The following is a 13,335-nucleotide window of genomic DNA, read 5'->3' as shown; positions in this document are numbered from 1 at the left end:
TTTCACCGTTTGCTTGAGGATCACGCATGGCTGACCGTTTGGCAGGAGTGCGGCTCGCGCCGTACACGACGTTGCGGATGGGCGGCCGGGCCCGCGCCTTCGTGGAGGCGCGATCCGAGGACGAGCTCGTCGAGACCGTGGCCGAGGCCGACCGGAACGGCGAGCCGGTGCTGATCCTGGGCGGCGGCAGCAACCTGGTCGTGTCCGACGATGGGTTCGACGGACTGGTCGTCCGGGCGGCCTCCACCGGCGTCGAGATCGCCGGCGACGGGCGGGTGACCGCACGGGCGGGCGAGGACTGGGACGCGCTGGTCTTCCGCTGCGTGACCGAGGGGCTGGCCGGCGTCGAGTGCCTGTCCGGGATCCCCGGCCTGGTGGGGTCCACCCCCATCCAGAACGTCGGCGCGTACGGACAGGACGTGTCCCAGACCGTCACCGGGGTCCGTGTCTACGACCGGACGGCCGGCGAGATCCGCGAGCTGAGCGCGGATCAGTGCGGCTTCGCCTACCGGCACAGCCTCTTCAAGGAGGAGCCGGGGCGGCACATCGTGCTGGCGGTCACCTACGCGCTGGCCCGGTCGCCCCTGTCCGGGCCGGTGGCGTACAAGGAGCTGGCGGCGCGGCTCGGCGTGGAGATCGGGGAGCGGGTGCCGCTCGCCGAAGCGCGGGAGGCGGTGCTCGCGCTCCGCCGGGGCAAGGGCATGGTGCTCGACCCGGAGGATCCGGACACGCGCAGCGCGGGCTCGTTCTTCACCAACCCCGTGCTCGACGCGGCGGCGGCGGCCGACCTCGAACTCCGCGCGCCGGGTTTCCCCCGGTGGGGCATGCCGGACGGCGCGGTGAAGGTCCCGGCGGCCTGGCTGATCGAGAACGCCGGGTTCCCCAAGGGATACGAGAAGGGGCGGGTGCGCATCTCGACGAAGCACACGCTCGCCCTCACGAACCCCACCGGAGAGGCGGACGCCGCCGAGCTGCTCGCGCTGGCGCGGGAGGTGCGGGACGGCGTGCTGGAGAAGTTCGGTGTCACCCTCGTGAACGAGCCCGTCATGGTGGGCGTGTCCCTCGCCGACTGAAGCCCCTCTGAGCCGCTCTGAGCTCCGAGGTCTTCCTGAGCATTCTGAGCCTCCTGCGTCCCTCTGAGCCTGAGGTCTCCTGAGGCCTCCTGCGCCCCTCAGGGTCCCGGGAGCCCCAAAGGGCCCCGAGGGGTCCCCCGGAGCCCGTGACGGGCGAACAGGGCCGCGGACGGCCGGGAATGGGCATCGGCGGGGATCCGCTAGGTTGGGGAGGTACCACCCGAAGGGGAGTAGTCCCGAATCCGTTGATCGACATACTGGTGTGATCTTTCACGCCCGGTCACGGAGCCCATGCGGCGGACGAGACCTTCGGCCCGACAGTCATGTTCCTGTGCTGCCGGGCCGAAGTCGTGTGCCCGAAACTCCCCGGGTGCCGAACGCGGTCCGGTCGCGCGTGCAGCGAGAGGCGACCCTTGGAAGCGTTCTGGATATCCCTGGCCGTGATCTTCGTGGCCGAACTCGGTGACAAGAGCCAGCTCATGGCCCTCACCTTCGCGACCCGGTTCAAGGTGTGGCCGGTGCTCGTCGGCATCACCACGGCGACCGCGGTCGTCCACCTCGTCAGCGTCGGGCTCGGCCGGGTCATCGGTGACGCCCTCCCCACCACCGCCATATCGATCGCCGCCGGCATCGCCTTCCTCGGCTTCGCCGCGTGGACCCTGCGCGGCGACGAGCTCAGCGACGAGGAGTCGTCGAAGGCCGCCCGGACCACGCGCAACGTGCTGGTCGCGGTGACCGTGGCGTTCTTCCTCAGCGAGCTGGGTGACAAGACGATGATCGCCACGATCACGCTCGCCACGCAGCACGGCTGGCTCGGCACCTGGATCGGATCCACGGTCGGCATGGTGGCGGCCGACGCGCTGGCGATCGTCATCGGCCGCTTCCTCGGCGCGCACCTCCCCGAGAAGTGGATCAAGTACGGCGCGGCCGCCGCGTTCGCCGTCTTCGGTGTGATCCTCCTGCTGGAGCCGCTGCTCGCGTGACCCGCCGCGCCCGGAGCGAGGGCTCAGTCGAGCAGGGCCAGGCGGTGGGCGGCGGCCGCCGCCTCGCCCCTGGTCGAGACACCCAGCTTGGGCAGGATGTTCGACACGTGCACGCTGACGGTCTTGGCCGAGATGAACAGCTCGCCGGCGATGTCGCGGTTGGTCCGGCCCTGGGCGACCAGCCGGAGCACCTCCAGCTCACGTGGGGTCAGCGTGACCTCGGGCGCGGCCTTCCTGGCCGACGCGTCGTCGAGGGCCGCGCCGACCCGGCGGGCCAGGGCGTCGATCTCGGCCAGGAGCGGGGCCGCGCGCAGCGCCTCGGCGAGCGGTCTCGCCGTGCGGAGCCGTGCGGCGGCGCCGTCGCGGTCGCCCTGCGCCGCCGTCGCGGTCGCCCCGTACACGAGGGCCTTGGCCCGCGGGTACGGGCGGCCGAGGATCTTCCACCCGGCCGCCGCCTCGTCGAACCTGCCCTCGTACACGTGGCGGAACGCCGTGCCCACCGGTCCGTCGGTGACCATGTCGGCCGCGAACACGTCGGTCAGGCCGCGTACGGTCGCGGTGAGGTCGGGGGCGACGGCGGCTGCCCGGTCGCAGGCGACCCGGATCGCGGCGAGCAGCCGCCAGCCGAGCATGGCCTTCCTGGACCAGCGTGGGTTGACGAGCGCCGCCTCGGCCGCTTCGACCGCCTTGTCCGGCTCGCCGCGGAGCAGGTGCCAGCTGATCAGCATGCGGGTGTTGGCCGCCCACTCCTGCGTCCCGTCCTCCGACCGGGGGCTGAACGCCCCGACCTCGGTGAGGATCTTCTTGGCGGTGTCCTCCTCGCCGCGGGCGATCGCGATGTCGGCCCGCACCCGCAGCAGGTGCCAGCGGTTCTGCCGGGTCGGCTCCATGGTCAGGGCGTGCGCGCTGACGTCGAGGGCCTCGTCCCATCGGCCGAGGGCCTCCAGCGCCTCGGCCCGGTTGTTCGCGATGAACACGCCCTGGGCGCGCATCCTGCCGTACATCTTGGCCAGCCGCTCGCCCTCGACGGCCAGCCGTACCGCCTCCTCGGACCTGCCGAGGTTGTTCAGGGTGTCCACGTTGTTGGCGATCGCGCGCAGCTTGATGCGCGCGGAGCCGAGGCGTCTCCCGATGGAGAGCGCGCGGTCGTTGATGGCGCGGGTCTGCTCCAGGTCGCCCGAGATCGAGTGTCCGAGGGCGAGGTTCAGCAGGAGGTCCGCCTCCAGGCACTCGTCGCCGAGGTCGCGGACGATCCGGAGCGCCTCCTGTGTGACCGCGGTCCCCTCGGTCACCTCGTCGCAGAGCATGAGGACGCGGCCGAGATGGCTCAGCGTGTTCGCCCTGGCCTCGGTGGGATGGGGGACCAGCCGCTCGGCGTGGCGGAGGTCCTCGATGAACCCGGACGTGTGCTTCTGGATCTTGATGTTGGCCCGGCGGACCAGTAGCTCGGCCACCCGCTCCGGCTCGGTCTCCTCGTCCAGCTCCGCGAGGGCGCCGTGGACGAACTTCTTGGAGCGCTCGATCTCACCGCACAGGTACGCGCTCTCGGAGGCGCGCTCGTACACGGTGACGTGGTCCACGCCGATCCGCTCGGCCGCGTCGGGCACCTTGTCCCAGAGCGTGAGGACGCGTTGGAGCAGGTCGATCTGCTCGGTGTAGGCGAAGGCGCGGGCCGCCTTCTCCGCGGCCTCCCACGCCGAGATGAGCGCCCAGAGGTCGTTGCGGGCCGAGTGCCAGTGGTGGGCGATCTCGATGGCCGCCCGCCCGGGCGGCACGAGGTCCCGGTCGCGGTCGATCTCGAGCGCGTACCGCGCGTGCAGCCGCATGTGCTCACCGGGGAGCAGATCGTCGTGTACGGCCTCGCGGATCAGGGCGTGCCGGAACATGTAGGCGCCGTCGGCGATCTGCACGACGTTGGCGGCGATCGCCGGGCGCAGCGCCCGCTCCAGGTCGTCGTCGGACAGCCCGCTGACCGCGGCGAGCAGCGCGTGGCCCACGCGGATCCCGCTCGCGGCGGCGATGCGCAGCACGTGCTGGGTGTCGTCGGGGAGCCGCTCCACGGACGCGCTGATCAGGTCGTGCAACGACTCGGGGAAGGTGCAGTCGTCGCCGCAATCGATCAGTGCCTCGACGAACAGCGGGATGCCCTCGCTGCGCTCGAACACCCGGCCGACTTTGGCGAACTCCGGGGCCACGCCGAGGATGCCGGCCATCTGCGCGGCCACCTCGTCGTGGGTGAACCGGGGCAGGTCGATCCGGACGACGCCCTCCACCCGGGCGAGCTCCGCGAGCACCGGCCGCAGGGGGTGCGTCCGGTGCAGCTCGTCCGACCGGTACGTGAGGACCATGAGGACGGGCGCGCTGCGCAGGTTGCGGCTCAGGAAGGCGATGAGGTCGCGGCTGGAGCGGTCGGCCCAGTGGATGTCCTCGATGAGGAGGAGCACCGGCCGCCGCTCGGCGAGCCGTTCCAGCAGGGTCAGGATCAGCTCGAAGAGCCGGGCCCGCGCCGACTCGGTGTCCAGGTTGCCGCTGGGCTCGCCGAACTCGGGCAGCAACCGGGCCAGCTCGCGTTCGGAGCCGTCGGGCAGCAGCCGCGCCACGTCGGCGGTGCTCGTCTCCCGTACGAGCTGCCGCAGGGCGGCGGTGAACGGGGCGTAGGCGAGGCCCTCCGCGGAGAGCTCCACACACCCGCCGACGAGCACGTGGGCACCGTCCCGCGCGGCCTGCTCAGCGAAGCGGGCAGCGAGGCGGGACTTCCCGACGCCGGCCTCGCCGCCGAGCAGCACCACGGCAGCCGCCTGCTTGCGGGCCCGGTCGAACGCCTCGGCCAGCATCTCGAGTTCCGCACCCCGTCCGACGAAAACGGGGCTCACCGCCCGGGCCATCATGTCGTCAAGCATTACATGCCATCCGTCCGGATTGCGCCGGTTTTCCGGTCAGTGAACGCTCCTATGAAGGAGCAAAGGCCCGGCCGGGAGGGAGGCTCCGGCCGGGCCTTTGAAGCGAGGTCATGCGACGCGGGTCTTGGCGAGAGCGGCCCGCGCCTGGTGCGCGCTCGCGCGTCGCTTCTTCAGCGCCGCGATCGCCGCGCGTACGGTCCTCTGGTGGGCCGCCTCCTCGTGAAGCTCAGCCACGCGGCTGACCATGAGCTGGTAGTGCAGTTCGGGAGTCATCTTGGTTTCTCCTTCTCAATTCCCTTACACACTCAAGGTTCGGGCTAAGGCCCCCTCCGGCACATCAGGCGGATGCCCTATCTGTGCGCGGCCCCTTGGGCTTAGGACGTACTAAGCCTCCTTAGGCACGGTCACTGGGTCATCCCATGTATAGGGCGGCTCAGGCCGGGGACCGGCGACATCTGCCAAAAAAGCTCTGGACGCATCAGCCCTTGGTCGGTTTGGAAACCGTGAGACCGGTCGGCGATGCTGGGGAGGTGTCAACTACGACTGCTCCGTTCGCGGAGGTCGCATCTTCCAACGCGGCGCTGCGCGCGTTCCTGCACGGGCTCCCCGGTGTCGACCGGGTCGGTGCGGACGCGCGGGCCGCGATGCTGGGGACGCGTTCGATCAAGACGACGGCCAAGGCCCAGGCGATCGACCTGGCCATCTCGATGGTGGACCTGACCACTCTGGAAGGCGCCGACACCCCGGGTAAGGTCCGGGCGATGTGCGCCAAGGCGGTTCACCCCGATCCCACCGACCCCTCCGTTCCCCGTGTCGCCGCCGTGTGCGTCTACCCCGACCTCGTGGCGACCGCCGTACGCGCCCTGGACGGTTCGGGGGTGAAGGTGGCCTCCGTGGCGACGGCGTTCCCGAGCGGGCGGTCGTCCCTGGATGTGAAGGTCACCGACACCGCGCTCGCCGTGGCGGCCGGCGCCGCCGAGATCGACATGGTGATCGACCGCGGCGCGTTCCTGTCGGGTGACTACCTGAAGGTGTTCGAGGAGATCGTGGCGGTCAAGGCCGCCTGCGGTGCCGGAGGCGCACAGGGCGAGCACAGCGCGCATCTGAAGGTGATCCTGGAGACCGGCGAGCTGGCCACGTACGACAACGTGCGCCGGGCCTCCTGGCTCGCGATGCTGGCCGGGGCCGACTTCATCAAGACCTCCACCGGCAAGGTGCAGCCCGCCGCCACGCTCCCCGTGACACTGATCATGCTGGAGGCGGTCCGGGACTTCCGGCTGCGCACCGGCCGCGTGGTGGGGGTCAAGCCCGCCGGCGGCATCCGCACGACCAAGGACGCGATCAAGAACCTCGTGCTCGTCAACGAGACGGTGGGCGCCGACTGGCTCACCCCCGACCTGTTCCGGCTGGGCGCCTCGACCCTGCTGAACGACCTGCTCATGCAACGGCAGAAGATGGCCACCGGCCGGTACGCCGGCCCCGACTACTTCACCCTGGACTGAGGCGCCCCATGTTCGAGTACGCACCTGCGCCCGAATCGCGGGAGATCGTCGACATCAAGCCGTCGTACGGGCTGTTCATCGGCGGCGAATGGGTCGACTCCCAGGGCGACACCCACCACAAGACCATCAACCCGGCGTCGGAGGAGGTCCTGGCCGAGGTCGCCTGGGCGACCGAGGCGGACGTCGACCGCGCGGTCCAGGCGGCCCGCACCGCGTTCACCACGTGGTCCGCGCTGCCCGGCTCCGAGCGGGCCAAGTACATCTTCCGGATCGCCCGGATCATCCAGGAGCGCTCGCGCGAGCTGGCCATCCTGGAGACGCTGGACAACGGCAAGCCGATCCGCGAGTCGCGGGACGTGGACCTGCCGCTGGTGGCCGCGCACTTCTTCTACTACGCGGGCTGGGCGGACAAGCTGGGATATGCCGGGTTCGGCCCCGACCCCCGGCCGCTGGGCGTGGCCGGGCAGGTCATCCCGTGGAACTTCCCCCTGCTCATGCTCGCCTGGAAGATCGCTCCCGCGCTGGCCTGCGGCAATACGGTGGTCCTCAAGCCCGCCGAGACGACCCCGCTGACCGCGCTCGCGTTCGCCGACATCTGCCGCCAGGCCGACCTTCCGCCCGGCGTGGTGAACATCGTGACCGGCGCGGGCGAGACCGGCGCGGCCCTGGTCAACCACCCCGGCGTCGACAAGGTCGCCTTCACCGGTTCGACCGAGGTCGGCCGGATGATCGCCAGGTCGGTGGCCGGCACCGGCAAGAAGCTCTCGCTGGAGCTGGGCGGTAAGGCCGCGAACATCGTGTTCGAGGACGCCGCGCTCGACCAGGCGGTCGAGGGCATCGTCAACGGCATCTTCTTCAACCAGGGCCACGTGTGCTGCGCCGGCTCGCGGCTGCTGGTGCAGGAGTCCGTCGCCGACGAGGTGCTCGACGCCCTCAAGCGGCGGCTGTCCACCCTGCGGCTCGGCGACCCGATGGACAAGAACACCGACATCGGCGCGATCAACTCCGCCGCGCAGCTCGCCAAGATTCGCGAGCTGGCCGAGGCCGGCGTCAACGAGGGGGCCGAGCGGTGGTCGCCCGCCTGCCCGATCCCCGAGCGGGGCTTCTGGTTCCCGCCGACCGTCTTCACCGGCGTGGCCCAGTCGCACCGGATCGCCCGCGAGGAGATCTTCGGGCCGGTGCTGTCCGTGCTGACCTTCCGCACCCCCGCCGAGGCGGTCGAGAAGGCCAACAACACGCCGTACGGCCTGTCCGCCGGGATCTGGACGGAGAAGGGGTCCCGCATCCTGTGGATGGCGGACCGGCTGCGGGCCGGGGTCGTCTGGGCCAACACCTTCAACCGGTTCGACCCGACCTCGCCGTTCGGTGGTTACAAGGAGTCCGGCTACGGCCGGGAGGGCGGACGACACGGACTGGAGGCGTACCTTGCAGTGTGATCATCGCCGCCGTCGCCGCCTGACCCGGCGGGCCGTCGCCGGGGCCGGGGCCGGGTACGCCCGCGGCCGCCGCTCCCGTCGCTTCGCCGTACGGCACGGCTGGTTCGCGCACCGCGGCGGCGTCTGCCGGTGCGGCCAGGTCTACCAGCCGGCCCGTCCACTCCAGATTGGAACCTTCGATGAGTGAGCGCCTGGCCGTGCGCAAGACGTACAAGCTGTTCATCGGCGGGGCGTTCCCGCGCTCGGAGAGCGGAAGGTCCTACGCCGTGACCTCCTCCAAGGGTGATTTCCTGGCGAACGCGGCCAAGGGGTCCCGCAAGGACGCGCGGGACGCCGTCGCCGCCGCCCGCAAGGCGTTCCCCGGCTGGTCGTCGGCCACGCCGTACAACCGGGGGCAGATCCTCTACCGCGTCGCCGAGATGCTGGAGGGCCGCCGGGCCCAGTTCGCGGCCGAGTTGGTCGACGCCGACGGCGTCACCGCCAAGAAGGCGGGCGAGCTGGTGGACGCGGCCGTCGACCGGCTCGTCTGGTACGCGGGCTGGTCGGACAAGATCGGCGCGATCCGGGGCGCCGCCAACCCGGTCGCCGGGCCGTACTTCAACCTGTCCACCGTCGAGCCGACCGGCGTCGTGGCGGTGATCGCGCCGCCGATGGGGCCGCTGCTCGGCCTGGTCAGCGTGATCGCCCCGGTGATCGTCACCGGGAACACCTGCGTCGTGGTCGCCTCGGAGCGGGCGCCGCTGCCGTCGATCACGCTCGCCGAGGTGCTGGCCACGTCGGACCTGCCAGGTGGCGTGGTGAACATTCTGACGGGTTCGGCGGGGGAGATCGCCCCCTGGCTGGCCGGGCACATGGACGTCAACGCCATCGATCTCACCGGCGCGGACGCGGACCTCGCGGTGCGGTGCGAGGAGCTCGCCGCGGAGAACCTCAAGCGTGTCCTGCGTCCCCCGCTCGACCGGATCGACTGGCTGGCCGACCCGGGTATGGACCGCATGACGGCCTTCCTGGAGACGAAGACCGTCTGGCATCCGATCGGCGTCTGAGCGGGTGAGCGTCTCTCCGGGGGTCGACTGTTTCCGCTGGCCGGCCCCCGGGAGACGCTCACCGGACAGCCGGCTCGGCGGTGTCCGGTCAGGATTTTGGCTTGGGCCGTTGGGCGGGGCTCGGGGTCAGCGTGATTGGAGCGCGTCGAGCGCGACGGCCGTGGCGATGATCAGGCGGCGGTCCAGGCGGGGGTCGCGGATCCTCACGAGATAGCTGTCCCGGAGAGACCAGCGCCGCTCGACGGAGAACGCGATCGACGCCCCCACGCTGAAATCGAAGTGGTAGGGCAGCCAGGACAGCGAGTCGCCGAAGCGGCGAAGGAGCGCGACGGTGGTGTTGCGCTCGGCGCCCGTATAGGTCGACAGGCCCGGCTGTCGGACGTGCCAGGTCGAGCGCAGCAGCGATCGGCGGAAATCCTTGCGGAACACGCCGAGCGGCGTGCCGTCCTGGTCGGTCACGTCGTACTCGCCCGCGAGGTCGAGCACGTTGCGGGCCTTGAACCCCGCGAGCACATGTTGTCGCGATTCGTCGGTGTAGAGCGTGACCTGCTCCTTGAAGGCCAGCCGCTTCTGCTCCGCGAAGGCGACCTCCTCGCCGGGCGAACCGTCCGTCCGGACCGCGTGGACGACATACCGGTTCACCATCATGGTGATCTTCTGGCGTACGATCAGGTGCGTCTGCTGCTGAAGAACCGAAATATCCATGACACGCTCCATGGGTTCCGATTAATCAGCCTATATCGCGAGATCGTCATCAACGCGGAATCAATTCGCCGGTGCGTCGAAGAAGATCGTCCCTCTCGGAGGGACGGCGGGGCGCGTCCGCGTAGGCGGCCGTAAGCGGCCGAACCAGCCACATCCCTCGCATCGTTCCCGAACGACCCGTCATCGTGGTCCCCTCGCGGGTCGTCTTCCCGTGCGCGTGCTGCCGCGTACGTGCCGGGGGCCGGTCGGTGCCGCAGGGGACGGGGATGGGAGCGACGGCGACGCCGAGCGGGCGGCGGGACTTCAGGAAGCCCCGCCGCCCGCTCGGTCACGCTGATCAGTCCTTGAACTTGTCCTTTATTTTCTCGCCGGCCTGCTTGACGTTGCTCTTGGCCTTGTCGGCTTTGCTCTCGGCTTGGCGGCGCTCGTCGTCGGTCATTTCGCCGGCGCGCTCCTTGGCCTTGTCCTTGAGCTCCTTGGCCTTGTTGGAAATCTTGTCATCCATACCCATGTCAGACTTCCTTCCGTTATGTGGCAGATTGTCCGCCACGTGAAGAACTGTCCGTTGTGCGGGCAAGGGAACCCCGGGACTATCTCAGGGTTTTGTCAGGGTTCGAGGCGGAACCGGATCCTCCTGGAGGCTCGTTGGACCAGGTGAAAAGGGGGTAATGCTACATGCACCGATCCAGAGAACACAGGATGATCGCGGGGGTCTGCGGAGGCATCGCGGAGCGCTTCGGTATGCCGCCCACCGTAGTCCGGCTGCTCTTTCTCCTGTCCTGCCTGCTTCCCGGACCGCAGTTCGTCATCTACCTGATCATGTGGGTCTTCATCCCCGTCGCGCCCTCGCGCACGCACTACTGACCCTCAGCACCGGTCCTCAGCACCGGTCCTCAGCACCGGTCCTCAGCGCTGGTTCCCGGCATCCGGTGCTGTGCCGTCCGCGCCTCCGCGTCCAGGCCACCCTGGGCGCGTGGCCGATCGCGTCACCGCGGCCCACCCGCCCGGTCGATAGCGACACAGGGCGGTCGCATCCGGCGGCCGATGACCCAGGGCGCCCGCGTACCAGCGTCATGATCAGAGGAGGAGGTCCGGCTCGGGGCGTCTCCCATCGCGTGCCGTCCCGGTCGAGTCCGTCGGCGTCCGCGCCTCCCTTCCGGCCGGGGTGTCTCCCATCGCGCCTCGGTCCACTCCGTCGACGTCCGCATCACCAGTCCGGTCGGGTCCGGACTTCATGCGGAGACGCCCATGGCCAGACTCCACCCGGTACGAACCGTCCGCGAACTTTCTGGGGGCAGGAGCCCCCTTTGGGGCGAGGAGTGGAACCTCAGGTGGGCCCTGGTGAGGCGCGAACGCGCTGATCAGGGCTCCAGTACCGGCACGGACCGTTTTCGCGGTGCGGGGAGGCGGCCCCGCACTGGGGTGCGTGCGTTCGTTTTGCAGGGCCGTTCTATGCTCGCGAATGGAGGTGCCCCATGCGTGAACGACCGTTGACGTTGATTCAGGATGATCTGGTCGACTATGAGAAGGCCATGGAGCGAATGGCCGCTCTGGTCGAAGAGCGGCAGGAGGACGCCCGTCCGGACACTCTCTGGCTGCTCAGCCACCCCAGCGTGTTCACGGTCGGGAAGCGCACCCCTACGGAGCACCTGCCCGACCCCTCCCACGGAATCCCCGTCATGCAGACCGGCCGTGGCGGGCAGCTCACCTACCACGGCCCTGGACAGCTGGTCGGCTATCTGATCGTGAAGCTTCGGGCCGACGAGGGCGTCGTCGACTACATCCGCGAGGTCGAGCTTCGGCTGGTCGAGGCGCTCGGCGAGCTGGGGATCGCGGCTGAGCGTCGCGACACCCCTCCGGGCTCGGAACTGCTTACGGGGGTCTGGACCAAGGAGACCAAGCGCAAGATCGTATCGATCGGCATGCGTGCCAGCCGCGCTGTGACCAGCCACGGCTTCGCGCTCAACGTGGACGGCGATCTCACCCCATGGGACCTCGCCATCCCCTGTGGGATGCCCGACGTCGATATGACATCGGTGGCGCGCGAGCGCGCCCAGGCATCGATGGACGAGACCCGGCAGGTGGTCGCCAAGGCTTTCGAGGCAGCGCCCACGGAGTAACCACGGCCGACGTCGCCGTATGTCGCCGTACGTGGCCGGCCCTGGTTCCGCTGCCCGTATCCGCGCCGGAGCCCGCAGGCGTACGCGCGATGGGGGAGCGACGTCGAGTCAGTGCGGTGCGGTGCGATGCGGGCCGGGGCCGGGTAGCCGTGTCGAGCTGAGCGGCAGGGCGCTGCGCCGTGGTCAGCCGACGCTGAGGCGCGGTAGCAACCGCTGCGGCGAGCCGTGCCGGGCTGAGTCATACGGCGGAAGAACGAGGTGGAAGGCCCCGGCCGGGCAGGAGTGCAACCGCCTCTGAGGCCCCAGCATGACCAGCGACGAAGGGCACAACCTCGCTGATGCGTTCCGTACGAGCGGTGTCGTCGAGAGGTAGTGGTTGCCCCGACTATGCCCGGCCATGACGCTCTCCGGTCCTCGGAAATCCCCCTTGACCTTGCGCGGCACCTGAACTCTGTTGCCGGAGGAGTAGCGCGGGCAAGGCGCTTCACCGGTGCTGATCGCCCACCGGTGCTGATCGCCCACCAGTGCTGATCTTCGCCCGGTCTTTCGGATGTCGGCGGAGAGGCGGTCCTGCGGGCAGCAGGCCACCCCCGGTACGGGGATTGTGTCGATCCGTCCTGCAGCGCCGATGTTGCCTTCTCGCCGTCGCCGTCGCCGTCGCCGTCGCTGTCGCTGTCGCTGTCGCTGTCGCTGTCGCTGTCGCTGTCGCTGTCGCTGTCGCTGTCGCTGTCGCCGCCGCTGTCGCCGCGCCGTGCGGTCACAGCGGTCCGGGCCTGCCGGACCGGCCTGACGGGCCTATGGTCTGGTGCTCGCTGACCGGCCACGCTCCCTCCGGACAAAACGAACTAATGCCGCCATCTGAATATTTCTCGAAATATCTATCGATTGTCACCTCGAAATTCTTTGCGAATTCGGCTTGATTAGCGCCGCCGCCTTTGGCATTATTCATACAGGCGTTCTAATTGCGATCGGGGGTGGGCATGGCTCAGCTGTTCGAGCCCGCCGGGTTCTTTCCGGATGAACTATCGGGTCGCGACGAGTCCCGCCCTTGTGATGCTGACTGGTGGGAGCGCGCCACGACCCCCGGGCCAGCCCAAACGGGCGAAACGCCCCGTAGTGCCGCCATATTTACGATTGACGACTTTCTCCCTGATGCGGCGAAAGGAAGCAATTCAACGGCGAATAGCGCGACCTCGACAAAAACCGTGCCGCCGTTCCTTGGTCATCTGGGTCCGGACGCGGCTTCGGTAAAACCGCCAGCTGAGGCGGAATCGCCGGTGGGTGAGTCGGTTCCGGTGTCCGAGGCTCACTCCGCGGCTGCGTCAGGCGACGGTGACCAATCCCCCCGCGCAGCTTCCGACCCCGACCCGTCCGCCGTGGACGCCGACGCGGACCCGTTCTCTGCCGGGTCTGCGTCCATGGCCGGGTCTGGAACCCTCGAGCAGGAAGGGCTCACTCCTGGCGACGGCTCTTTCCACGCGGGTCGGGTGTCGTGGCCGTTGGTGGCGCAGGTGCGGCAGGTCGCGTCGGCGTTGGCGGTGGGGGTGGTGCCGGACGCGCCGGGGGTGTG

The 13,335-nt window shown here is 69.7% G+C and carries 12 protein-coding genes; 8 read left to right on the top strand and 4 right to left on the bottom strand.

The genetic code is table 11. The features are described 5' to 3' along the window. Positions 1–26 precede the first annotated feature (26 nt). Both AWQ71_RS36065 and AWQ71_RS36060 read left to right on the top strand, forming a co-directional pair. Positions 27–1,073: a UDP-N-acetylmuramate dehydrogenase gene (locus AWQ71_RS36065; RefSeq protein WP_067142654.1), complete on the top strand. Its 1,047-nt coding sequence runs from the start codon at positions 27–29 to the stop codon at positions 1,071–1,073. Positions 1,074–1,486: 413 nt separating this feature from the next. Beyond that, a complete protein-coding gene (locus AWQ71_RS36060) occupies positions 1,487–2,056 on the top strand; it encodes a TMEM165/GDT1 family protein (protein WP_067142651.1) in 570 nt (189 codons plus the stop codon). A gap of 23 nt (positions 2,057–2,079) precedes the next feature. Here the strand turns inward: AWQ71_RS36060 and AWQ71_RS44520 are convergent, their stop codons facing one another. Together AWQ71_RS44520 and AWQ71_RS42285 are read right to left on the bottom strand one after the other, a co-directional pair. Continuing rightward, positions 2,080–4,956: an ATP-binding protein gene (locus AWQ71_RS44520; protein WP_067142648.1), complete on the bottom strand. Its 2,877-nt coding sequence runs from the start codon at positions 4,954–4,956 to the stop codon at positions 2,080–2,082. A gap of 108 nt (positions 4,957–5,064) precedes the next feature. Beyond that, the gene (locus tag AWQ71_RS42285; RefSeq protein WP_157570780.1) at positions 5,065–5,229 is read right to left on the bottom strand and encodes a hypothetical protein; all 165 of its coding nucleotides are present in this window, start codon (positions 5,227–5,229) and stop codon (positions 5,065–5,067) included. Between the two features lie 257 nt (positions 5,230–5,486). Here AWQ71_RS42285 and deoC point away from each other — a divergent pair, with 257 nt between their 5' ends. The 4 genes from deoC to AWQ71_RS36040 are packed head-to-tail and all read left to right on the top strand — an operon-like array spanning position 5,487 to position 8,940. Beyond that, on the top strand, positions 5,487–6,458 hold the full coding sequence (gene deoC / locus AWQ71_RS36050) for a deoxyribose-phosphate aldolase (RefSeq protein ID WP_067142645.1): 972 nt from the start codon (positions 5,487–5,489) through the stop codon (positions 6,456–6,458). Between the two features lie 8 nt (positions 6,459–6,466). Beyond that, positions 6,467–7,894 carry an aldehyde dehydrogenase family protein gene (locus AWQ71_RS36045; protein WP_067142642.1) on the top strand — a complete coding sequence of 476 codons (1,428 nt, stop codon included), beginning with the start codon at positions 6,467–6,469 and terminating at the stop codon, positions 7,892–7,894. Next, entirely contained in the window at positions 7,884–8,081 is a 198-nt protein-coding gene (locus tag AWQ71_RS42280; protein ID WP_157570779.1) for a hypothetical protein, read from the top strand. Before AWQ71_RS36045 ends, AWQ71_RS42280 begins: the two co-directional genes overlap by 11 nt. Beyond that, positions 8,074–8,940, top strand: coding sequence for an aldehyde dehydrogenase family protein (locus tag AWQ71_RS36040; protein WP_067142639.1), 867 nt, complete (start codon positions 8,074–8,076; stop codon positions 8,938–8,940). Before AWQ71_RS42280 ends, AWQ71_RS36040 begins: the two co-directional genes overlap by 8 nt. Positions 8,941–9,066: 126 nt before the next feature. On the opposite strand, the gene AWQ71_RS36035 is transcribed toward AWQ71_RS36040, so the two are convergent. Both AWQ71_RS36035 and AWQ71_RS41035 read right to left on the bottom strand, forming a co-directional pair. Then, positions 9,067–9,645 (bottom strand): LURP-one-related family protein, encoded by a 579-nt coding sequence (locus AWQ71_RS36035; protein WP_067142637.1) that lies wholly within the window; start codon positions 9,643–9,645, stop codon positions 9,067–9,069. 337 nt (positions 9,646–9,982) lie between these two features. Then, positions 9,983–10,156: a CsbD family protein gene (locus tag AWQ71_RS41035; RefSeq protein WP_084259692.1), complete on the bottom strand. Its 174-nt coding sequence runs from the start codon at positions 10,154–10,156 to the stop codon at positions 9,983–9,985. A 164-nt stretch (positions 10,157–10,320) separates the two neighbouring features. Here AWQ71_RS41035 and AWQ71_RS41030 point away from each other — a divergent pair, with 164 nt between their 5' ends. Continuing rightward, entirely contained in the window at positions 10,321–10,509 is a 189-nt protein-coding gene (locus AWQ71_RS41030) for a PspC domain-containing protein (RefSeq protein ID WP_084259691.1), read from the top strand. A 611-nt stretch (positions 10,510–11,120) separates the two neighbouring features. Continuing rightward, on the top strand, positions 11,121–11,765 hold the full coding sequence (gene lipB / locus AWQ71_RS36030; RefSeq protein ID WP_067142634.1) for a lipoyl(octanoyl) transferase LipB: 645 nt from the start codon (positions 11,121–11,123) through the stop codon (positions 11,763–11,765). Positions 11,766–13,335: the final 1,570 nt, after the last annotated feature.

Origin of the sequence: Microtetraspora malaysiensis (genome assembly GCF_001528665.1) — a bacterium.
Taxonomy (GTDB): Bacteria; Actinomycetota; Actinomycetes; order Streptosporangiales; family Streptosporangiaceae; genus Microtetraspora_A; species Microtetraspora_A malaysiensis.
Note: the sequence above shows the minus strand (reverse complement) of the source record. Positions and strands in the feature narration are given on the sequence as shown.